19 protein-coding genes and 1 pseudogene are annotated in these 20,598 nt (G+C 56.2%); 5 read left to right on the top strand and 15 right to left on the bottom strand.

What is annotated here, in order from left to right; genetic code table 11:
- The first annotated feature begins 141 nt into the window (after nt 1-141).
- Nucleotides 142-621, top strand: a complete 480-nt coding sequence (locus LG297_RS18270; protein ID WP_404422796.1) for an Lrp/AsnC family transcriptional regulator — start codon at nt 142-144, stop codon at nt 619-621.
- Nucleotides 622-787: 166 nt separating this feature from the next.
- On the opposite strand, the gene LG297_RS18265 is transcribed toward LG297_RS18270, so the two are convergent.
- Nucleotides 788-1,546 carry an SDR family NAD(P)-dependent oxidoreductase gene (locus tag LG297_RS18265; protein WP_404422794.1) on the bottom strand — a complete coding sequence of 253 codons (759 nt, stop codon included), beginning with the start codon at nt 1,544-1,546 and terminating at the stop codon, nt 788-790.
- Nucleotides 1,547-1,699: 153 nt separating this feature from the next.
- Here LG297_RS18265 and LG297_RS18260 point away from each other — a divergent pair, with 153 nt between their 5' ends.
- Nucleotides 1,700-2,284, top strand: coding sequence for a TetR/AcrR family transcriptional regulator (locus LG297_RS18260; RefSeq protein ID WP_404422792.1), 585 nt, complete (start codon nt 1,700-1,702; stop codon nt 2,282-2,284).
- Between the two features lie 48 nt (nt 2,285-2,332).
- Here LG297_RS18260 and LG297_RS18255 read toward each other — a convergent pair whose 3' ends face one another.
- Nucleotides 2,333-3,148 (bottom strand): hypothetical protein, encoded by an 816-nt coding sequence (locus tag LG297_RS18255; protein ID WP_404422790.1) that lies wholly within the window; start codon nt 3,146-3,148, stop codon nt 2,333-2,335.
- Between the two features lie 178 nt (nt 3,149-3,326).
- Here LG297_RS18255 and LG297_RS18250 point away from each other — a divergent pair, with 178 nt between their 5' ends.
- On the top strand, nt 3,327-4,334 hold the full coding sequence (locus LG297_RS18250; protein WP_404422788.1) for an asparaginase: 1,008 nt from the start codon (nt 3,327-3,329) through the stop codon (nt 4,332-4,334).
- 12 nt (nt 4,335-4,346) lie between these two features.
- Nucleotides 4,347-4,667: a YnfA family protein gene (locus tag LG297_RS18245; protein WP_007091694.1), complete on the top strand. Its 321-nt coding sequence runs from the start codon at nt 4,347-4,349 to the stop codon at nt 4,665-4,667.
- A gap of 92 nt (nt 4,668-4,759) precedes the next feature.
- Here LG297_RS18245 and LG297_RS18240 read toward each other — a convergent pair whose 3' ends face one another.
- From LG297_RS18240 to LG297_RS18185, 12 genes and pseudogenes are all read right to left on the bottom strand, one after another.
- Complete coding sequence (locus LG297_RS18240) at nt 4,760-5,407, bottom strand: ThuA domain-containing protein (RefSeq protein WP_404422786.1); 648 nt, start codon at nt 5,405-5,407, stop codon at nt 4,760-4,762.
- A gap of 11 nt (nt 5,408-5,418) precedes the next feature.
- Nucleotides 5,419-6,528, bottom strand: coding sequence for a Gfo/Idh/MocA family protein (locus LG297_RS18235; protein WP_404422784.1), 1,110 nt, complete (start codon nt 6,526-6,528; stop codon nt 5,419-5,421).
- A gap of 15 nt (nt 6,529-6,543) precedes the next feature.
- Nucleotides 6,544-6,861 carry a TOBE domain-containing protein gene (locus LG297_RS18230; RefSeq protein WP_404426968.1) on the bottom strand — a complete coding sequence of 106 codons (318 nt, stop codon included), beginning with the start codon at nt 6,859-6,861 and terminating at the stop codon, nt 6,544-6,546.
- Between the two features lie 291 nt (nt 6,862-7,152).
- Nucleotides 7,153-7,491 (bottom strand): annotated as a pseudogene (locus LG297_RS18225) (ABC transporter ATP-binding protein); the annotation flags it as partial.
- 76 nt (nt 7,492-7,567) lie between these two features.
- Nucleotides 7,568-9,190 (bottom strand): glycoside hydrolase family 43 protein, encoded by a 1,623-nt coding sequence (locus LG297_RS18220; RefSeq protein ID WP_404422782.1) that lies wholly within the window; start codon nt 9,188-9,190, stop codon nt 7,568-7,570.
- Nucleotides 9,191-9,194: 4 nt separating this feature from the next.
- Nucleotides 9,195-10,025: a carbohydrate ABC transporter permease gene (locus LG297_RS18215; protein ID WP_404422780.1), complete on the bottom strand. Its 831-nt coding sequence runs from the start codon at nt 10,023-10,025 to the stop codon at nt 9,195-9,197.
- The gene (locus LG297_RS18210) at nt 10,022-10,954 is read right to left on the bottom strand and encodes a carbohydrate ABC transporter permease (RefSeq protein ID WP_062961325.1); all 933 of its coding nucleotides are present in this window, start codon (nt 10,952-10,954) and stop codon (nt 10,022-10,024) included. The genes LG297_RS18215 and LG297_RS18210 overlap by 4 nt, the downstream gene beginning before the upstream one ends.
- Before the next feature lie 95 nt (nt 10,955-11,049).
- The gene (locus LG297_RS18205; RefSeq protein WP_404422777.1) at nt 11,050-12,309 is read right to left on the bottom strand and encodes an ABC transporter substrate-binding protein; all 1,260 of its coding nucleotides are present in this window, start codon (nt 12,307-12,309) and stop codon (nt 11,050-11,052) included.
- Nucleotides 12,310-12,457: 148 nt separating this feature from the next.
- Entirely contained in the window at nt 12,458-13,489 is a 1,032-nt protein-coding gene (locus tag LG297_RS18200) for a LacI family DNA-binding transcriptional regulator (protein ID WP_404422775.1), read from the bottom strand.
- A 143-nt stretch (nt 13,490-13,632) separates the two neighbouring features.
- Nucleotides 13,633-15,027 (bottom strand): nitrogen regulation protein NR(II), encoded by a 1,395-nt coding sequence (locus LG297_RS18195; RefSeq protein ID WP_404422773.1) that lies wholly within the window; start codon nt 15,025-15,027, stop codon nt 13,633-13,635.
- A gap of 26 nt (nt 15,028-15,053) precedes the next feature.
- Nucleotides 15,054-16,238, bottom strand: a complete 1,185-nt coding sequence (locus tag LG297_RS18190) for an HD domain-containing phosphohydrolase (protein WP_404422771.1) — start codon at nt 16,236-16,238, stop codon at nt 15,054-15,056.
- An 11-nt stretch (nt 16,239-16,249) separates the two neighbouring features.
- Nucleotides 16,250-17,470: an HDOD domain-containing protein gene (locus LG297_RS18185; RefSeq protein WP_404422769.1), complete on the bottom strand. Its 1,221-nt coding sequence runs from the start codon at nt 17,468-17,470 to the stop codon at nt 16,250-16,252.
- Between the two features lie 425 nt (nt 17,471-17,895).
- Here LG297_RS18185 and LG297_RS18180 point away from each other — a divergent pair, with 425 nt between their 5' ends.
- Entirely contained in the window at nt 17,896-19,167 is a 1,272-nt protein-coding gene (locus tag LG297_RS18180; RefSeq protein ID WP_404422767.1) for a pentapeptide repeat-containing protein, read from the top strand.
- Between the two features lie 84 nt (nt 19,168-19,251).
- On the opposite strand, the gene argJ is transcribed toward LG297_RS18180, so the two are convergent.
- Nucleotides 19,252-20,481 (bottom strand): bifunctional glutamate N-acetyltransferase/amino-acid acetyltransferase ArgJ, encoded by a 1,230-nt coding sequence (gene argJ / locus LG297_RS18175; protein WP_404422765.1) that lies wholly within the window; start codon nt 20,479-20,481, stop codon nt 19,252-19,254.
- Nucleotides 20,482-20,598: the final 117 nt, after the last annotated feature.

Below are 20,598 nucleotides of genomic sequence, written 5' to 3'. Positions count from 1 at the left end.
ACGGTCCTCGTTTGCTCCCTGATGAGATTTTCTGCACGGACCATTTTACATCAATTCAAATGTCATTTTCGCGCGATATAGGGATCAAAATGCGTTATGGTTGATCAGATGTGACCGTATAAACCAGTTTGAGGGCGAAAAATGACCGAGATGCAGTTGAGCCCGACCGATATCAAGATCCTGCAAATCCTTCAGCGCGACGCATCGATCAGCAATGTGCAGCTCGCCGAAAAGGTCGGTATGTCGCCTTCGCCCTGTCTGCGCCGGGTCAAGCAGCTTGAGTCGTCGGGCATCATCCGTCAGACGGTGGCGTTGCTGGATCGCAAGAAGGCCGGGCTTGGCGTGCTGGCAACCATTCAGGTCCGCCTGCAACGCCACACCGAAGAAGGGGCAGAGGATTTTGCCAAGGCGATGAACGACCTGCCGCAGATCATGTCCTGCTGGGCAATGACCGGGCGGCAGGATTTCCTTCTGGTGGCCCTGGCGCGCGATATTGAAAGTTTCGGGGATTTCGTCACGCACAAGCTTTTATCGATGCCCAATGTGCGTGATGTGCAGTCAAGCCTTGTGCTCAAGGAATACAAGAACCAGACGGCGATCCCGATACTGGCGACGGTTTGAGGGTTGCAGGCACGATATGGCTGCCAACTTCGCCAGCACCTGTGATGCCGATTGGTGTCATGGGAGGTTTAACTTTGGATTTGCTTTCGAAAGCGATGCGGGCAGGCGTTGGATACCGGCTGCCGAAGGATTGGCATTTGACCGCCCGCCCGCATCAGATTGATCATCAGGTTCCGATGCCACCCGCGACATTGACGGTTTCGCCGGTAATGTAACCGGCATGCGGCCCGGCAAAGAAGGCGATGGTTTCGGCGACTTCGTCGAGTGTCGCGATCCGGCGGATCGGGTGCATGTCAAGAAGCGCGTCAGGGACGCTGTCGCCAAGGACTTCGGTCGCCATGTCTGTTGGCATCACGCCGGGCTGAATGACATTGACCGTGATGTTACGACCGCCAAGATCCCGGGCAACACCCTTGGCATAGCCGACAAGGGCGGCTTTGGTCCCGGCATAGTCGGCCGCACCGGCGAAGGGCACGTAGCTGCCAAGGAGTGAGCCGATAAAGATGATCCGGCCACCGTCCGAAAGTTTGGGAGCGGCCGCACGGGTATTGGCGATTGTCCCCATGACATTGACCTGCCATTGGCGATTGTATTTGTCGCCATCAAGTTCGGGATCATCCACCAACTGCCCCTGAATGGCGATGCCGGCATTATTCACAAGGATGTCGAGCCTGCCGAATTCGGCAATCACGGCATCGATCAATGGTTTGGCAGAAGCCAGATCCGACTGATCGCTTTTGATCGCAATCGCACGAACACCCCTGGATTCGAGCCTTTCGACGACGGCATGGGCCTTGTCAGCAGAAGACGCGTAGCTGATGGCGACGTTTGCGCCAAGATCGGCCAGCTTTTCGGCCGTGACGGCACCAAGGCCGCGCGACCCGCCCGTGACAAGGGCGACTTTGCCGCCAAGAGTTTCAGTCATGATTAATCCTTTCTGTATGTGATCCGGTGCGGGCTGGCCAAAACGGCAGCGACACTTTTCATAACGTTCATTACTGTAACGATCATTATGAAAACTGGACATGCACTGTCAAGTGGTTTAATAACGATCATTACGAAAAACAGGATTGGACTGATGGGACGTCATCGCGAATTTGATGTGGAAAAGGCACTCGACGCGGCACTTTGTGTTTTCTGGCGCAAGGGCTACGAAGGGGCATCCTATGCCGATCTGACAGAAGCCACCGGTGTCGAGCGACCCGCCCTTTATTCCGCGTTCGGGAACAAGGAAGCCCTGTTTCGCAAGGCGCTGGACCGTTATTACGCGCATTATCTTGATTATATTCCGGTCGCGCTTGGCCTGCCGACGGCCCGCCAAGTTGCAGCGCATATTCTGTATCAGGCGGCGGATCTGAACACACGTTACCCCGATCATACCGGCTGTCTTGGCATCCACGGGGTTCTTGCCGGATCAGATGATGCGGAACCGGTGCGACAGGCATTGATTGAGGCCCGTGCAGTCGGCGAAGAACAGCTTCGCCAACGGTTCGAGAGGGCAAAGGACGAGGGTGACCTGCCTGAAACAGCCGATCCTGGTGTGCTTGCGTCGTTCGTTCTGACGATCCTGCATGGCATGGCCGTACAGGCCAAGGCAGGTTTCAGCCGTGAAAGGCTGGAACGCGTTATCGACCAGGCACTTTCAACCTGGCCGACAGCGTGAAGCCGTTCTGCCGTTACCGAGAAGCTCCTCGGGACCGGGTGTGTAAAATCACGGCACAATCTTGAAGAACGGATCGCAGCAGGTGCCACCCGGCGTGCAGCCGTAATTGCCGGTCATGTCCTGTGCAAAATCGGCCTTTTTCCATTGGCGGTAATGGGCCGGGGTGAAATAGACGAGGTTGTTTACATAGTCGTAGACAATCCGGCCATCTGCCGCCGCATAGTTGTATCCGTTATATTCCTGCTGGGTGAATTCAACATAGCCAGTGAGGGGGATATGATCCTGCCCGACGGTCGAAAACCGGTTTGAATAGCAATGCCAGCGCTGACTGTTGGAGATGTTGTTGGTTTGGTTCAGCGCATCCATGACCTGTTGCCGGTTCATGTTTGCCAAACCCGCAGGGCAAGTGTTGTTGTCCAGCCCTGCCAGATTGATTTGAGGCAGATGGTCAAGAGCATTGCCATGCGGCGAGCGACCGGCCCCCTGCCAATAGGCTGCATCCATTAAAAACGGGCCATCGACTTCGGCGGGATAGAAAGTTCCCACATTGGTGAGAGCGGTGTTGTACGCGTGCAGAGATTGAGCCATCTGCCGCAGGCCATCGGTCAGGGCGTTATTTGCGGCGCTGACTGAGGGGACGACCAGTCCTGATCCGGTCTGGGTCGAGACGGCCTGCACGTTTTGCGGTAATGCAGCCCAGTTATCACATTGATTGGCGGGGAAATTCTGGGTGTGTCCAACCGGTGCCCGGGCATCCCACAATTGATGGATTGCGTCTTGCTGATCCTGCCAATCGGCAAGAGCGGGGCCGGTCGCGATAAAAAGCAGCATCAGACCGACAATCGAGAGATAAGTCCGTTTCATCTTTGGGGTCCTTGTTTCGTTGATCGTATTCGAAAGGAAGGAAGCCCAAAGTTGACGTCACGCTTTGTGGGTTGTGATCGCGCTGCACTGCATTACGGGTGATGCTTGCTTTTTTGGGGCGACTTCGGGCATAGGTTTGATCCTGTTCTGAATGCATCCGGTGATGGAGAGCCCCAAGATGTCTGCCAATGCTGCCAATCCGATCCTTGTCGAAGCCACGCGTGGCGGGATGGTCGAAAGTTTCCATCGCGGGCGGTATGTCGTGATGAAGGCCGATGGTACGGTGGTTGCCGAGGGCGGGGATATTGACGCGCTGATGTATCCGCGATCCGCGATCAAGCCGTTGCTGGCGATCCCGCTGGTCGAAAGCGGGGCGGCGGATGCGTTCGGGCTTGAGGACAAGCACATTGCACTGGCCTGTTCGTCGCATAATGGCGAGGAAGAACATGCGCAAACGGTTGCCGCATGGCTTGAGAAAATCGGATTGTCGGTCGATACGCTGGCCTGTGCGCCGCATTATTCGCTGAGCCTGAATGCGGCGATCAAGCAGGCGTCTGATCATGTGAAGCTTTCAAAGGCGCATAACAATTGTTCGGGCAAGCATTGCGGGTTCCTGACGACCGCGCAGCATCTGGGCGATGATCCGGCGGGTTATATCGAGGAAGCCCATCCGGTTCAGCAGCGCCTGATCCGGGTGCTGGAAGAAATGGGCGATTGCGATCTTTCGTCCACGCCACGCGGCATTGACGGATGCGGCATTCCGGTGATCGGGATGCGGTTGCGTGACCTTGGCCTTGCGATGGCGCGGATGGCCGATCCAGGCGGGTTGGAACCGAAACGTATTGAGGCGATCAAACGCATTCGCAAGGGATGTGCGGCCGCCCCGTTCATGGTGGCAGGCACCGGGCGTTTTTGCACCGGGATCATGGAAGTCTGCGGTGAGGATGCGCTGGTCAAGGTGGGTGCCGAAGGTGTTTATTGCGCAGCATTCCCCAAACAGGGTCTTGGTGTCGCGCTTAAGATCGATGATGGCACGCAGCGCGGGGCCGAGGTTGCGATGGGGGCGATATTGCGCCAGCATGGGGTGATTGATGATGCCCGTGCCGAAACACTTAAAAATTACCTGACGCCGGTTCTGACCAACTGGGCGGGCAAATATGCCGGGGATCTGCGCCCGGCATTCTGATTTGGGGGAAAGATGCACAGCATTGCGGCCTATGCCGGTGCAGCAATTGCCGAAATCGCCGGATGCTTTGCATTCTGGGCATGGCTTCGGCTTGGCAAATCCGCATTCTGGATCGTGCCGGGCATTTTATCGCTGATTGTGTTTGCCTGGGCGTTGACCAGAGTTGAAAGCGATTTTGCCGGGCGGGCCTATGCGGCCTATGGCGGGGTTTATATCGCGGCGTCGCTGGGCTGGTTATGGCTGATTGAGGGTAAAATGCCCGATAGATGGGACATGACCGGGGTTGCGGTCTGTCTGGTCGGGGCGGGGATCATCCTGTTTGCGCCGCGATAGGCTGGCGATTTTTTTTTGACAGTGTCCTCAAATGCAAAGACCACACCCGTTGATTTTCGGGTGTGGTCTTTGTCAATGCGCGGTGTCGGGTCTTAGCGTGCCGCCCAAATCAGGCCGCGACGGACAATTTCGTACATCTGGGGAACCTTGAATTCGTCGGCAACGTGACCAAGGGCCGAGTAGAAGACACGCGCCTTGCCATAGCGGTGTTTCCATACAACCGGCATTTTCACCCCGGCGATCCATGGGGCATGTTCGCCGGTGAATGTGGTTTCGGCCAGCACATCAATCGCCGGGTCGATATGCATGTAATATTGTTCGGAATGGTAATCGAAATCGCCGATGCCGGCGACAACGGGATCATCGGGTTTGGTAATGTTGACGCGGTAATCAATGATATTGCCCGGATGGGCGACCCATTGCCCGCCGACCATGAATTGATAGGCAGGTTCCATACGGAACGTATCACCCATACCACCATGAAAACCGCCAAGCCCGGTTCCGGCAGCAATGGCGGCAACCAGATTGTCGAGCGCATCCTTTTCAACCGTCGTCTGGGTGCAGAGAGGCACAATCAGATCAAACTGATTAAGGTTTTCGCGTGTAAGGCAGTCTGTGCCTTCGACCCGTTCGGTTTTGAAGTTTTCGTTGCGCAGCATGGTGTCGATAACTTTGGCGCAGGCTTCGGGTTCGTGTCCTTCCCATCCGCCGTAGAAGATGAGGGCTGATTTCTGGGGCATGGTTTTATCCTTTATGCGTGAATTTGGCCGACGGACAGGTTTGGTGCGAGCCCGTCGGGTCGGTCACAGTGGCTTTGGATGGCGATGGTACGTTGTTCGAGGGTGGCGGTCAGGAGGCTTTCCATCACGTCGAGGACATGCAGGGCGAGTTTGCCACTGGCACGGTGCGGACGATTATTGAGAATGGCATCGGCCATATCGGCGATGCCGATCCCGCGATAATTGTCGTCGCCATATCCATGCGTCATTGGCATGTCCTGCCAGTCCTCGCCGCGGCGATAGAGTGCGACGGTGCCATCAAAGCGGTTGGGATCGGGCACAAGCAGGGAGCCGTCGCTGCCATAGACTTCAAGCGGGGTGTGGCGGTGTGCCTCGACATCAAAACTGGTGGTGATCTGAACCAGCGCGCCGCTGGTAAATTCCATGACACCGGCAATATGGGTTGGCGTGGTGACAGGGATTTCCTGTCCCTTGCGGGGGCCGGATTCGATGACGCGGGTGGTGCGGCTGCTTCGCCCCATGCCTGAAACACGCGATACCGGTCCCAGCATGTTGATCATGGCTGTGATGTAATAAGGCCCCATATCAAGCAACGGACCGCCGCCATCGCGGACATAGTAGAAATCCGGGTTGGGATGCCAGCGTTCGTGACCGGGCAGCATCAAGGTAGCCGTCCCGGCAAGGGGAGTGCCGATTTTGCCCTGATCGATCAGGGCGCGTGCGGTCTGGTGACTGCCGCCAAGGAAGGTATCGGGCGCGCAGCCGACCCGCACAGCTTTTTGGGCCGCGAGCGAGAGCAGGGCACGGGCATCGGCGACATTCCCGGTTAGCGGTTTTTCGGAATAGACATGTTTGCCGGCATTTACCGCCGCCATGCTGACATCCATGTGGGCGGTCGGGATCGTCAGGTTCAGGACGATATCAATGTCATCGCGGGCCAGAAGGGCATCGACGGTCAGGGCTTTGACGTCGAATGCCTCGGCGCGGATGCGTGCGGCGTCCGGGTTCAGATCGGCGACGGCCTTGACGTCGATCTGCGGGAAGGTTTGGGCACGTTTAAGGTATATTTCGCTGATTACACCGCATCCGATGATACCAACGCCAAGTGATGATGTTGTCATAACGAGTTTTTCCGTTCAGGTGGCGGGCGCAGAAAGTGCGTCTTTGGCGTGGATTTTGCGGCCATCCTTGCCAAACAGATGCAGGTGTTTTTCATCCGGGGTCAGGAAAACACGATCCCCGGTGCGCAAGGGGTGATGACCGGGCAGGCGCACGGTAACGGGCCCGAAATCATCGGTTTCCATATACACGACCGTGTCGCTGCCAAGGTTTTCAATCACCCCGACCCTGGCAGCCCATTTGCCATTTTCCATATGGGTTTCGAGATGTTCGGGGCGGATGCCAACCGATTTGATGTCATCTCGGCCAATGGCCTGACCGGGTAGCAAATTCATTTTGGGGGACCCGATGAAGGCGGCGACAAATTCGGTTTGCGGATTGTCGTAAAGTTCCATCGGCGGGCCAACCTGTTCGATGCGGCCGCCATTCATGACCACGATCTGATCGGCGAGCGTCATGGCTTCGACCTGATCGTGGGTGACATAAATCATGGTGGCACCGATGGATTGGTGCAGTTCGGCCAGTTCAACGCGCATCTGGGTCCGCAAGGCGGCATCAAGGTTTGAAAGCGGTTCGTCAAACAGGAAAACCTTGGGATTGCGCACGATCGAACGCCCGATGGCAACACGTTGACGTTGCCCGCCGGAAAGTTCGGACGGTTTGCGATCCAGCAATTGTTCAAGATGCAGGCGTTTGGCGGCATCCCTGACGCGTTCTTCGCGCTCAGTCGCGGGCATTTTCATCAGACGCAGGCCAAAATCGATATTTTGTGCCACCGTCATATGCGGATAAAGCGCATAGGATTGGAACACCATCGAAATACCGCGTGCGGATGGTTCGAAACCGGTGACGTCGGTGCCGCCGATTTCAATCGTCCCGGATGTCGGTTTTTCCAGACCGGCGATCATGCGAAGCAGGGTCGATTTGCCGCAGCCCGATGGCCCGACCAGAACGGTAAAGGAGCCATGCGGGATTTCGAGTTCGATATCAGGAATGACTTCGATAGCGCCGAAGCATTTATTGATATGTCTGAGATGAACGTCAGCCATTGTTGCGTTCCCCGTTGGCTTTATAGATGAAATGAGCAAAATCGGCGTGAATGCCGCGACCGCTGTTGTCATGGGCGGCCATGCCGATGAAAGCACCGGTGAAGTTTGTGCCTTCGCCGCTTCCGGCTTCGTCAGACAGGGCCGTGTGATCCAGGACCGCATCAATCATGGTCCAGTCGCCGCCGGGATGGGCATAGCGGAACCGCAATTCCGGCCCGTTCACATCGACGCCAAGGCGGATGACACCGTCCTTGGGAAGGTCGATAGAAGCCGGCAGCGGGTAGGTCAGCCGGGCATAGGGGAAATCACCCGGGCAGCTATAGATGTTGAGCTTTCGGTTGCCGTCTTCGTCGGCAGTGACAGCAAGGTAATGGTACTGGAACCGGTTGTACCACGCCATCAGGCCCGCCATCTGCTGGAAGTCCAGCGGGGTAAATTCAACAACGGTTTCAGCACTGTAATTGATGTCGGTCTGGCGACGGGCAACAAGGGAATGTTCAAATGCCGAACCCGGTGCCTGACGCCCGAACAGGCGCAGATGCCCCGGTCGTTCGGCCAGCGAGAACAGACGTTCGGGTTCCGGGGTACGCAGCCATTGGAACATGGCAGGCAGGTCGCCCGGCGTGAAATCAATCCGTGACGGTTCGGCTTCGAACGGATGGGGTTCAAGATCGGGGGCCGGGACGATCAGGTCAGGCTGGTTGGTGCCATTGGCCAGACGGGGCCATTCACCTTTTTCCCAGATCAGTTTCTGTATCGCGGTTTCACGACCCAGTGGTGATCTTTTGGTGCCGGGCAGCGGACGGCTGCACAGATGCACCATATAAAATTCGCCGTTCTGCGTTTCGACAATATCGGCATGACCCGCACGTTGCAGCGGGTTTTCGGGATTGTCCTTGGCGGTCAGGATATGTTTGGCCGGATCGGTTTCATACGGGCCGGTCAGTTCGCGTGACCGGGCGATGGTGACGGCATGGTTATAGCCAGTGCCGCCTTCGGCCACGAGCAGATAGTAATAGCCATCACGACGATAAAGATGCGGGCCTTCGGTAAACAGGTGATCGGTACCGCGATAGATGTTGCGGATGGGGCCGACAAGTTTTTGTTCGGTGGTGGAATATTCCTGAAGGGCGATACCGACAAAGCGTTCACCGACCACCTGATTATGATCCCAGATCATATTGATTAGCCATTTGCGGCCGTCATCATCATGGAACAGCGACGGGTCAAAGCCCGATGCGTTGAGATAGACCGGGTCAGACCACGGGCCATCAATGGCGGGGGCGGTCACAAGATAGTTTGGCGTATCCTTGAAAGCGCCGTCCTTGCGTTTGACGTCGGTATAAATCAGCCAGAACAGACCATCGGCATAGGTCAGGCAGGGTGCCCAGATGCCACCGGAATCCGGGTTGCCGCGCATGTCGAGTTGCGATTTGCGGTTTAACGGACGTGAGATCAGTTTCCAGTTCACCAGATCGCGGGAATGGTGAATTTGCACACCCGGGAACCATTCGAAGGTCGAGGTTGCGATGTAATAATCATCGCCAACGCGGCAGATTGACGGGTCCGGGTTGAAACCGGGAAGGATGGGGTTCTGGATCATTTCAGCAGACATGACATCAACCTTTGACAGCACCACCGGTCAGGCCGGCGACGATATATTTCTGGGCAGCGAGGAAGAACACGATGGCGGGCATGATCGTCAGGGTGACGAAGGCCAGTGTGCGGTTCCATTCGGTGACGAATTCACCGCGGAACTGCATCATGCCAAGCGGCCATGTGAAGGCTTCGCGCGAATTGAGCATGACCAGAGGCAGCAGGAAGTTGTTCCAGCTCTGGACGAAGACGAAGACGCCAACCGTGGCGAGGATCGGTGTGGAAAGTGGCAGGGTGAACCGCCAGAAAAACCGGATATAGCCGCAGCCATCGACATAGGCGGCTTCGAACAATTCACGCGGGAGCTGTTCGAAGAAGGTGCGGAACAGCAAAATCGCCAGTGATAGACCGAAGGCGGTTTGCGGCAGAATGACCGACCAGTAGGAATCCAGAAGGCCGATATCACGCACCTGAATGAACAGTGGCAGGATGGCGGTTGCAAACGGGAACATCAGGCCCAGCAACAGATAGGAAAACAGCATCCGCGACCCGAAAAAGCGGATTTGCGCAAACACATAGGCCGCCGCCGCCCCGACCAGAAGGGTCAGGAAAACGGCGGAAACCGAAATCAGCAGCGAATTGCCCAGATAGCGCCAGAAAGCCGGGTCCGACGCGATGGCGTTATAGAATTCGAAGTTCCAGTTTTCGGGCAGGCCAAAGGCGCTAGTGCGGATTTCGGCATTGGTTTTAAAGCCACCAAGGGCGGTGGCAAGCAAGGGCGCGATGACGAAGCTTGCGATGATGCACAGTATGGTCACCCGCAGAAGATTGCGCAGGAAGGTTTTGCTTGTCATGGCTTTTTCCCCGGCGACATGGCGGCACGTTGATAGAAAATGGCAACGGCAACTGCCGTGATGAACAGGACAACCCCGATGGCACTGCCAAAACCGATACGCAGACGGGTCAGGCCGAACGTGTAAAGATAGGTCACAATGGTGTGGCTGGTGTTGGACGGGCCGCCATTGGTCAGCGGGATGATCACGTCAAAGACCTGAAGGGCGCCGATAATGGCGAAAAAGGCGCTGACGATAATCGCGGGCTTGATCAGCGGGATTTGCACATAGCGCACGATATCAAACGGTTTTGCGCCTTCGATGCGGGCGGCTTCGATCAGATCGCGGGGTACGCCTTGCAGGGCGGCGATATAGATCATCATGTGGAAGCCGAAATATTTCCAGACGATCACGGTCATCACCGCGACAAAGGCCCAGTCGCGATCCGCCAGAATGAAGAAGGGTTCAAGCCCGAAAGCGCCCCCGACCGATGCGGTGACGCCGTAATGGCCGTCGAAAACGAAGCTCCAGATCAGGCCGGCGGCGACTTCGGCCAGAATGTAGGGCACAAAGAAGATCAGCCGGAACAGGGCGTTGGTCGGTGTTTTCTTATAGATCAGAAGGGCGAGGAACAGGGCGAGTGGCATCTGGACCAGAAGCGATACCAGAACGATCTTGATCGTGTTCCAGATCGCCGAATGGAACACGGAATGTCCCATCATCTGTTCGAAATTCTTCAGCCCGACATAGTCGGTCGGTTCACCATATCCGTTCCAGTTAAAAAACGCGAAATAGCCCGACTGAAGCAGGGGAAGGATGACAAACAGGCTGAACAGGATCAGGGCAGGCGGCAGCAGCAACACAAGGGCAGCGAATTTGCCATTGGTCAGGACGTTTCTTGTGCGCTGGGCCAGCGAAAGGTGCGGCGGGGCGTGGGGGATGGTCGGCATGGGCCGCCTCCGAAGCATGTATCATTGGAGAAGGCAGGGGCGTTGCCCAACCCGAAACCGGGTTGGGCCAAACATCCCCGCAAGCAGGTCAGGGCTTATTGAAAGTCCCAGGCTTCCTGAATTTGCGCGGCGGCTTCTTCGGGGGTGATGACTTCCTGTGCCAGATCGGCCGAGATATCGTTGACCGTGGCGCCAACGGACGCACCGAGATACTGGTCAAGAAAGATCTGGTGATAGGAAGTTCCCGACAGATCGCGGGCGACCTGCTTGAAGAAGGGGTTGTCGAGCGCGTCGTCGCTGCCATCGACGATCGGGATGAAAATCCCGGCTTTTGCGGCTTCGCGCTGATATTTGGCGCTGATCATGTGTTGCAGGAAATCAGCAGCTTCGTCAGGTGCATTATGGGAAACGGCCCAGCCATTGATGCCGCCAAAGGTTGCATCGGCACCGGCTTCGTCGCCGTCGATCATCGGGAAGGGCATGATGGCGAGCTGTTCATCAGACAGGCCCTTGCCGCTTTGGGAACGCGCACGCGACGGCAGGTAATCCCAGTCGCCCATCAGATGGAAGGCCGCGGCACCGTCGCCGAACATGCCGCTGGCCTGTTCGTAGCTTGTGCCCATCATGCCTGACTGGAAGGGTTCGAGCTTGACCAGTTCCTGGAAAGTACGCCCGGCCTGGACGAAGGGCTCTGACTCGAAATTCTCGCCATCATCCTGCATGGCTTCGTTAATCGCATCCGCCCCGCCATGGCGCAGCGCAAGATAGGCCCAATAGAAATGCAGCGGCCATTTATCCTTGCCCCCGGCAACGATGGGCGTGATGCCGGCATCCTTGATTTTCTGAACCGCTTTGAGGAAATCATCCCAGGTTTTGATCTGGGTGTGATCAACACCAGCCTTGGCGGTCAGGTCGGTATTGACCCAGAAGATAACCTCGGTCGCGTAGATCGGCAGACCATAAATCTTGCCATCTACCGAATAGGCGTTGACCGCAGATTGCGGAACGGTATCAAGGAACTCGCTGTTTAGCAGGCCGGATATGTCTTTGAGGAAGCCGGCCTTTGCCTGATCGGCCAGCGTTTGACCGCCCCAGCTATAAAAAATGTCGGGTGCGGCATCGGATTGCAGCAGGGTTGGCAGTTTGCTTTTATAGGCCTCATTGGCGAGATATTCGAAATTGACTTTCACGCCGGGATGGCTGGCTTCGTAATCCTTGCCGATCGTCGACAGATATGCCTTCTGGGCCGGATCGCCGGTTTCAACGCGCAGGATATTGATGGTGGTGTCCGCCTGTGCGGCGACGGTGCAAAGACTGCACACGGCGATACCGACAGCGCCAAGTGTATGTTTCATTGGTTCCTCCCGGAAGGCTGCTTTTGCAACCTTTTGTTGATGTATTTTAGGAAGTTACGATAATCAGTTGTTTTTCTGATGTACGTACGTCTTTGATTAACGTACCTCAAAAGGGAGGGATTTGAAAGTGCCTGATTGAGATTTTGTTCTAGGGGAGGTTGTCGCGCATGAAAATATCGATGCGGATACGTTCCTGCGCATTCAGGAAGGGGCGACCGTCAACAAGGGCTTTGAGGATGCGGACCGCACTTCTGGCTTCGTGGCCAGCGTCCTGATTGATGACGGCGTCAAAGATGCCGTTTTGCAAAGCGTTTCGGGTATGTTCGGTCAGTTCGTGAACGACCACCGGGATTTTCCCGGCCTTGCCGGTTTTTTCCAAGGCGCGAAGAACGCCGCGATTGCCCGCCCCCAAACTGTAGAGCGCAACAATATCGGGATTTTGTTCAAGCATTTCGCGCAGCAAAAGTTCTACGCGGTCGGAATTATCAAGACCTTCGATGGCGGGCAGGATCGAGAAATGCGGATATTCGTTGCGGATGATCCGTTCAAAACCGTTGCGCCGTTCCATATGGTCGCGCAGCAGCATCGAGCCGGCGATGACGGCAATTTTGCCCGATGGCGCGTGGCAGAAACGCCCCAAAAGACCGGCGGCGGTGCGCCCGGCAACTTCGTTGTCGATCCCGATGAAATGTTCGCGCCGGGATGTGGGGTGGTCACTGACCAGGGTGACGACATGGATATTGCGTTCCCGCAATCCCTCGATGGCCTGATGCACGGCCTGCGATTCGGTGGCGACAACGGCGACACCGTCGAATGCCTGATGTTCGATGGCGTCAAGTACCTTGGCCAGGGCAACGCCATCAAAGGCGGGGACCATGATGGTTTCGATTTCTATGCGATCAAGCGGCCCGTGTTCGGCAATCCTGTCGACTTCCTGTTCCAGGCCGCGCATGAAGGTGTTGGGACCCTTGGGCAGGATAAAGCAGAACCGGTAGAAGCGTTTTTTTGACAGATTGGCGGCGGCGATATCGCGTTCATATCGCAGCTTTGCCATGGCTTCTTCGACCTTGCGCGCGGTGGCAGGGCGCACGCCGCTTCGTGCATTCAAGACCCTGTCGACGGTAGCAAGACTGACTCCGGCCTCGCGGGCAACGTCATGAACGGTCGGACGCGACGCCATATTGGTCTCCAGATTGGGTTTTCGCCGATGAGGTTTTCAGAAGCCTGACCCTAACTTATGAAACAGTTCGGATAAATCCAAGATATCCAAAGACGTTGCGGCGATGCCGACGGGGATCATCCTTGCCAGCGGTTTTGCATAGATTATGTTTTTTTACCAGTCCGATCCTCGGCCGGGAGCAGGACATGGAAGGTTGTGCCCTTGCCCGTTCCGGTTTCAAACCAGATGCGCCCGCCATGCTTGATCTGCACGATGTCATGGGTGATTGCCAACCCCTGACCGGTGCCCTTGCCGACTTCCTTGGTGGTGAAGAACGGGTTGAAAACCTTTGACCGGTTTTCCCTGGCGATGCCGGTGCCGTTATCTGAAATGCTGATCAGGGCACTGTCATCAAGGAAGGTGGTTTTAACGCGTATTTCGCCTTCTTCCGGGCTGCGTCCGGCAGCATCAATCGCCTGTGCGGCATTGACGATCAGGTTGAGGAAAACCTGATTGATTTCGTTGATATGGCACGGGATATGCGGCAGTTCCGGTTCGTATTCTTCGACCAGTTGCGCATAATGTTTCCATTCGTTGCGTGAAATCACGACCACATTGGACAGGACGCGATTGATATCGGTCGCGGTTTTTTCCGTCCCGCCCGGATGGGAAAATTCCTTCATCGACAGGACGATGCGCGCAACCTGATTGATGCCATCAAGCGATTGCTGTGTCGCGTGCGGTATTTCATCAAGCAGGAATTCCAGATCGGCATCGCGCATTTTGCGGGCAAAATTGTTGAAGGTGTTTTCAGGCAACTGCGCACGATTTTGCCAAAGCGTTTGCAGCGCCAGCCCCAGAATGCGGGATAATGCCCCGTAGCCGTCATTGAGGAATTTCAGGTTGTCGCGGATATACTGGCTGGGCGTGTTGATTTCATGCGCGATCCCGCCAGCAAGATGGCCGATGGCTTCGAGTTTCAATGCCTCGCGCAGTTCGCCTTCGAGCTTTTGATGGGATTCTTCGGCCTGTTTGCGGCGCGTGATATCGCGGAAGATATACAGATAGCTCATTTCGCCGGTAAAATTGGCGGGGCTTACGGTGATTTCCATCGGAAAGGTGTCGCCATCAAGGCGCTGGCCCATGGTTTCGGTATAGTCATAGCGCAGTGTGCCGCTGCTGATATTGATGCAGCGGTTCAGCAGTTTGTGACGGACTGTCGACTTGCGATCGACAAACAGCGCGTTAACCGACAGGCCCAGCATCGTGGACATCGAACCGCGCAGCAGCGTCAGGGCAGATTCATTGCAATCGCAAATCTTCCCTGCGCCATCGACGACCAGAATACCTTCGACCACGCTGTTGAGGATGGTCTTAAGCCGTTGATTGGATTCTGTTTCGCGCTTCTTCTGTTCATTCAACAGCGCGTGAATTTGCCGAAGGGCCTCGTCACCGACATCAAGCTGATTGATGGCATCAAGCAGGTCGTCGGTTCCCGCCGCGTTAATGGCAGGGTGAATGACCTTGAGATTTTCATCCATATACTGCTTGTCGGTCATACCGGCGTTTCCGTTACCCAGACATTCTATGACGGTCGCGAACCGCCACGACGAATGCGGATCGGTTCACGAAATTTGTGTATTTGCTGAAATACCCGAAGGCGCTGTAACTGCACTTCGGAAATATGGTTGCCATGGGTCAGCAGGACATGGCCATCAACGGTTTCTATATCGGTCATAAGAAAATCATGTACGCGCAGTGATTTGAGATAGACATCCTGTTCGCGGCCCTGGGGGTGGGTGGCGATATCGTAGGAGTCGTCGACAATGGCGAGAAGGTCGGATATCTGACCGAGCAGATTGGGATCATATCGATGCGGGTGATCCTGCAATTCATCGAAATTCCGGGCGAGTGGCATGTCGCTGGTGCTGAGTTCGGCAAGGTCATTGAGAATGCGCAATACGCGTGCGCCAAGCGGGATATCCGTACCTTTGGGACTATCACCGACGGGGAAGCCCGTTCCGTCGAAGTTGCGGAACTGGAGGTAAACAATTTCGCCGATATGGTTCAGGCGCGGGATATTGGCAATCAGCTGTTTTCCGACTTCGGGGGTGCGTTTGAGCAAGTCGCGTTCAAGCGGTTGCAGCACCTTGCCCATCGCCAGACGCGCCAGCGTATCGGGTGGCAGGGATACCATGCCAATCGGGGATAGAAGGGCGGCCAGACCAAGTTCCCACGGGTGGGGATAGCCGATATCGCGCGCAATCATGTCACACCATGATTTTACCCGCATGGAACGCCCGAATATCAGCGGATTAAGCTGGGCCAGGACATCGGTCAGAACCTTGACGCTGCCGGCCAGTGTCTGTTCAAGCAGATCGCGTTCCGCCGTGATCAGGTGATGTTGACGGATGGCATCATTGATCCCCTGTTCAAGTACGTCGTCATCGCAGGGTTTGCTGAAAAACCGGAAAATATGGCCGCGATTGATGGCCTCGACGGCGGTGTGCTGATCGGCATTGCCGGTCAGCATCATGCGAACCGTATCGGGACTGACGCGGGCGATTTCGCTTAGAAGTTTTACACCATCCATGCCGGGCATCCGCATATCGGCGATGCAGACGGCAAAGGGGCCGTTTTCCATCAGGATACGCAAGGCTTCCTGCCCGCCGATGGCGATTTCAAAGTCGTATTTGCGGCGCATCTTGCGTTGCAGGGCGTGCAGCAGGTTTCTGTCGTCATCAACGAAAAGGACTTTGCTTTTTTCCATGGCCACGGTCTTTACTGGGTCAGGGTTTTGTATTTGTCGGCGACAACACGCGCGATCATGCGCCATTCGTCAAGCTGATCGGCCTTGCCGATACTTGCCAGATAATCCATGTCGATATGACTTTCGACTTTCTTGCCGGTTTCCTCGGCGGCAACCTGTCGTGTCAGGTCCTGGGCAACATAAATTGCGGTCAGGACATTCATTTCGCGGTGGGGTGTATCCATCGGGCGGTGATGATAGGCAACAGCCTGAACCACGGGGGCGGGGAACCCCCATAATCCCAGAAGATAGGCGCCGATTTCCGGGTGACCGGCCCCGAACTGTTCAGCTTCGGCCTGTTCGATCGGGATATGTTCGCTTTCAACCCGTTCAATCACTTGGGTCATTTCCCGGTTGCGATTGGCATAAAGGATCAGGCTGCCGACGTGGCTGAGCATGCCGGTTGACGGGACGGCATGGCAGATGGCACGCGGCAGCTTTTCGTATTCGGCAATCAGGGCGGCGGTCACGCCGATCTGCTGGCTGCGGTGGCACAACCGCAACAGTTTTGCCGCCTCGCTTTTGGGGCCGTCAAACCCATGGAAGATGCCGACGAAAAGTGCCAGTGCCTTGAGCGTTTCGGTGCCGATCATACGCACGGCATGGGAAACGGAGCTTATTTTCTGGGCGATTGCGAAATAGGCCGAATTGGTCAGTTTCAGGATTTCGGCGGTCAGGGCGATATCTGACGAGACGATCCGGGTGATCTGTTCCTGCGAGATTTTCGGGTCTTCAAGCGCCTTGACCAGACGAAGATACGTATCGGGCGGAGAGCTTAGCGTATTGATGCTGGCAACCAGCGAACGCAATTCCGGACGGGTCAGCAGGCTGCGCAGGTCCAGGGCGTTTTCGATGGTTTCGATCAGAAGGGAATCTTCGCAGGGTTTGGCAAGATACTGATGCGCCGGTCCGACAGTTCGCAAAACAGCCTCTTCCTCGGCAAAGCCGGAGAGAATGATGCGTGTGGCATGCGGATGGGTCTTTTGCAATGTGCCTAGCAGCGTAGCCCCATCCATTCCGGGCATGCGCATATCCGATACGATGACATCGATCTGCGTGGTTTGGGCCAGTTCCAGCGCCTTGGTTGCGTTGGCGGCAAATACCATTTCCCAGTCGGGACGCAGGCCGCGCAGCCGTCGGCGCAGGCCGTTCAGGATGTTTTCGTCATCGTCAACGAACAGGATGCTTTTCATAGATTGTGATCCATCGAGTGAGCACTACCTATGGATTTGGTGATTTCACGCAGCAGATCAAAGGTATCGAGGTTATTTAAATCAGGTTGTGCCGGGAAATTCAGCGCAGGTTTCGGCTGTGCGGGGGAATGTAGCGGGGACAAGGAGGCGCCCGGATATCAATTTTGCGGGAAACGGGTGGCAATGCCGTTGATGTCGGGCAGGTGCCATGGAAGGCGACGAGGGTTTGATACCTGTATTTATATCTTTGTATAGATATGTGAAACTGTTTTGTAATTTATTGCGTCAACTTGTTGGAAAGTGGCGCGAAAATACCAAGATGTCATATTGTGTCAGAAAATTAACGGTGAATCCCGGCTACAATAAAACTGTAAAAAATCCAAACCTTAAACCGGGCCAGATCTTCGGGGGATCGATCCTATCAAATGGTTTCACGTACAGAGCTGATCGAAGCGATCAAAAAGCATCAGCGATATGTATTGAAACAGCCTGGTGGCAAGCGCATGCAGCTTCGCAACGGGAACCTTTCGCGCATCAAGATGAGCAAAATCAGCCTTGAAGACGCCATCATGCCCGGATCGAATTTTATCCAGGCTGTCATCAAGGATGTCAGCTTTAACTTCTGCGACCTTTTCGGGACCAACTTTGTCGAAGCCGATCTTGAGGGATCAAGCTTTGTGCGGGCGGATCTGCGCGGGGCGAATATGGCACGCGCCAAGCTGCGCAACGCCAATCTCAAAGGGGCGGATATGCGATCAGGCGTGATGATTGTCATGGATTCCGGGCGCGAACGCCGCGTCAAGCGCGCAACCGATCTTGCCAATGCCGATATGGAAGGATCGATGCTGTCGGGGGCCAATTTGTCTGAAAGCAACATGTCGGGTTCCAGCCTGATTGATGCCGATCTTAGCGATGCCAACATGTTTGCCGTCAATCTTGCCGGGGCGGATTTATCGGGTTGCAACCTTTCGGGGGCCAAGATGAAGAACGCCAACCTCAAGGGGGCGAAACTTCAGAATGCGGTTCTGGCGGGAACGGATTTGAGTGGCGCAAACATGCGCAATGTTGATCTGACCGATGTTGATCTGTCCCAGGCCAATATTGCCAACAGCCTTGGCAGCAAGGCATTGGCCCCCTTGCCCGACGATATTCGGGATCTGGTGAATGCGCATAGTGAGTGGCTGTCGACAAACGGGCAGGCCGGGACGCCATTGAATGCGACCGGGCGTGATCTTTCGGGGATGGATTTTTCCGGGCTGGATCTTTCGGCGGCCTGTTTTGACGACTGCATTTTGCGCGGCGTGCTGTTTATCGACACCATCCTTGCCATGGCATCGTTTCGCGGGGCCAATCTTAAACTTGCCAAGCTGAACAGTGCGACCCTGAACGGGGCGCGGTTGACCGGGGCAAACTGCCAGAAGGCGGTTTTTCAAGGGGCGCGTTTTGGTGCGGTCGAACAGCGCGACGGCAGGGGGCAGAAAACCGGTGTGACCTGGCATGCCGATCTTAGCGGTGCGGATTTTTCCAAGGCCGACATGCGCAATGCGATCTTCACCAATCCGAAAATGGCCGATGTCAAAATGATCCGCACCAATATTTCGGGCGTTGCGTTTGGCGATACGGATCTGAGCGGTGTTGATTTTGAAGGGGCCAATGTCGGGGCGGTCCTGAACGGGCATTTGCCGGGCCCTGCCTGATCGGAAAATCGTTTTGAGCCAGACAGAAAAAGCCGCCTTTGAATGAAAGGCGGCTTTGATGCATCCGGGTTTAAGCCCGGTCAATCAACTGCGGTAATCAGCATTGATCGAGATATAGCCATGCGTCAGGTCGCAGGTCCAGACGGTGGCCGTGCCATCGCCAAGGCCGAGATCGACATCGATATCGATATACTGACCCTTGATGTGGGCCGCGACCGGGGCTTCGTCGTAATCGGCAACGCGTTCGCCATTTTTCGCCAGAACAATGCCACCGATGGAAACGGTCAGCGTGTTCGGGTCGGCCTGAACGCCGCATTTGCCAACTGCCATAACGATACGGCCCCAGTTGGCGTCTTCACCGGCAATCGCGGTTTTGACCAGCGGGGAGTTTGCAATCGCCTTGGCGGTGATTTTGGCTTCTTTTTCGCTGATGGCGCCGGTGACATTGACGGTGATGAATTTCGATGCCCCTTCGCCGTCGCGAACCACCTGATGGGCAAGATCGCGCATGACATCTTCAAGGGCGGTTTTGAATTCGGCCAGTGCCGGATCATCGGCATCGGTGACGGCGGCATTGCCCGCCTTGCCGGTTGCGGCCAGAAGGACGGTATCGGATGTCGAGGTGTCGCTATCGACCGTGATCGCGTTGAACGACCGGTCCGTGCAATCGGCTAGCAGGGCTTGCAGCACGGCATGGGGCACGGCGGCATCGGTAAAGAGGAAGCCCAGCATGGTGGCCATGTTCGGTTCGATCATGCCCGAGCCCTTGGCAAAACCGGCAATGGTGACCTTGGCACCATGGATGGTGGCGGTGGCCGATGCCCCCTTGGGGAAGGTATCGGTGGTCATGATCGCCCTGGCGGCATCAGGCCAGCCGGATTGGTTTGCCAGAAGATCGGGCAGGGCATCGGTGATGCGGTTTGCGGTGGTCGGCTCCCCGATCACGCCGGTGGAGGCGGTAAAGATTTCGGTTTTATCGCACCCCAGTGCCTTTGCGGCGGCATCGACTTTATCGGCGACGAACTTTTCGCCTGCCTTGCCGGTAAAGGCGACCGAGTTACCGGCATTGACGAAGAATGCCCGACCGGTGCCGCCTTTAAGCGCCTCGCGTCCCCAGCGAACCGCAGCCGATGCCGTGGTCGAGGTGGTGAAGACACCTGCAACCTGTGTCCCCGCTTCGAGTTCGGCCAGAAGGACATCGGGGCGGCCCTTGTAGCGGATACCAAGGGTCGCGGTGTGCAGTTTGACACCGGGAATTGCCGGAAGATCGGGGAAGCCGGCCGGGGCCAGCGGAGAAAGCGACGTCGCAACCATCTGTTCAATTTCCTTCGTTGAACGTAACCCTGCCATTAATCCAAAGGTAGCGCATTTGGCACGGGTGGATGACAAAAAAACGGGGTGAGGCCGGATGGCTCACCCCGTTTAGGATCT

The organism is Thalassospira australica, from assembly GCF_044790785.1.
GTDB lineage: Bacteria > Pseudomonadota > Alphaproteobacteria > Rhodospirillales > Thalassospiraceae > Thalassospira > Thalassospira australica_A.
Note: the sequence above shows the minus strand (reverse complement) of the source record. Positions and strands in the feature narration are given on the sequence as shown.

Coding starts and splice junctions, on each gene's coding strand:
- LG297_RS18185 (WP_404422769.1), bottom strand. CDS start 17,470: ATGAAAAGCATCCTGTTCGTTGACGATGACGAAAACATCCTGAACGGC.
- argJ (WP_404422765.1), bottom strand. CDS start 20,481: ATGGTTGCGACGTCGCTTTCTCCGCTGGCCCCGGCCGGCTTCCCCGAT.
- LG297_RS18245 (WP_007091694.1), top strand. CDS start 4,347: ATGCACAGCATTGCGGCCTATGCCGGTGCAGCAATTGCCGAAATCGCC.
- LG297_RS18260 (WP_404422792.1), top strand. CDS start 1,700: ATGGGACGTCATCGCGAATTTGATGTGGAAAAGGCACTCGACGCGGCA.
- LG297_RS18205 (WP_404422777.1), bottom strand. CDS start 12,309: ATGAAACATACACTTGGCGCTGTCGGTATCGCCGTGTGCAGTCTTTGC.
- LG297_RS18265 (WP_404422794.1), bottom strand. CDS start 1,546: ATGACTGAAACTCTTGGCGGCAAAGTCGCCCTTGTCACGGGCGGGTCG.
- LG297_RS18195 (WP_404422773.1), bottom strand. CDS start 15,027: ATGACCGACAAGCAGTATATGGATGAAAATCTCAAGGTCATTCACCCT.
- LG297_RS18255 (WP_404422790.1), bottom strand. CDS start 3,148: ATGAAACGGACTTATCTCTCGATTGTCGGTCTGATGCTGCTTTTTATC.
- LG297_RS18250 (WP_404422788.1), top strand. CDS start 3,327: ATGTCTGCCAATGCTGCCAATCCGATCCTTGTCGAAGCCACGCGTGGC.
- LG297_RS18230 (WP_404426968.1), bottom strand. CDS start 6,861: ATGAATTTGCTACCCGGTCAGGCCATTGGCCGAGATGACATCAAATCG.
- LG297_RS18235 (WP_404422784.1), bottom strand. CDS start 6,528: ATGACAACATCATCACTTGGCGTTGGTATCATCGGATGCGGTGTAATC.
- LG297_RS18220 (WP_404422782.1), bottom strand. CDS start 9,190: ATGTCTGCTGAAATGATCCAGAACCCCATCCTTCCCGGTTTCAACCCG.
- LG297_RS18210 (WP_062961325.1), bottom strand. CDS start 10,954: ATGCCGACCATCCCCCACGCCCCGCCGCACCTTTCGCTGGCCCAGCGC.
- LG297_RS18190 (WP_404422771.1), bottom strand. CDS start 16,238: ATGGAAAAAAGCAAAGTCCTTTTCGTTGATGACGACAGAAACCTGCTG.
- LG297_RS18215 (WP_404422780.1), bottom strand. CDS start 10,025: ATGACAAGCAAAACCTTCCTGCGCAATCTTCTGCGGGTGACCATACTG.
- LG297_RS18270 (WP_404422796.1), top strand. CDS start 142: ATGACCGAGATGCAGTTGAGCCCGACCGATATCAAGATCCTGCAAATC.
- LG297_RS18200 (WP_404422775.1), bottom strand. CDS start 13,489: ATGGCGTCGCGTCCGACCGTTCATGACGTTGCCCGCGAGGCCGGAGTC.
- LG297_RS18180 (WP_404422767.1), top strand. CDS start 17,896: ATGGTTTCACGTACAGAGCTGATCGAAGCGATCAAAAAGCATCAGCGA.
- LG297_RS18240 (WP_404422786.1), bottom strand. CDS start 5,407: ATGCCCCAGAAATCAGCCCTCATCTTCTACGGCGGATGGGAAGGACAC.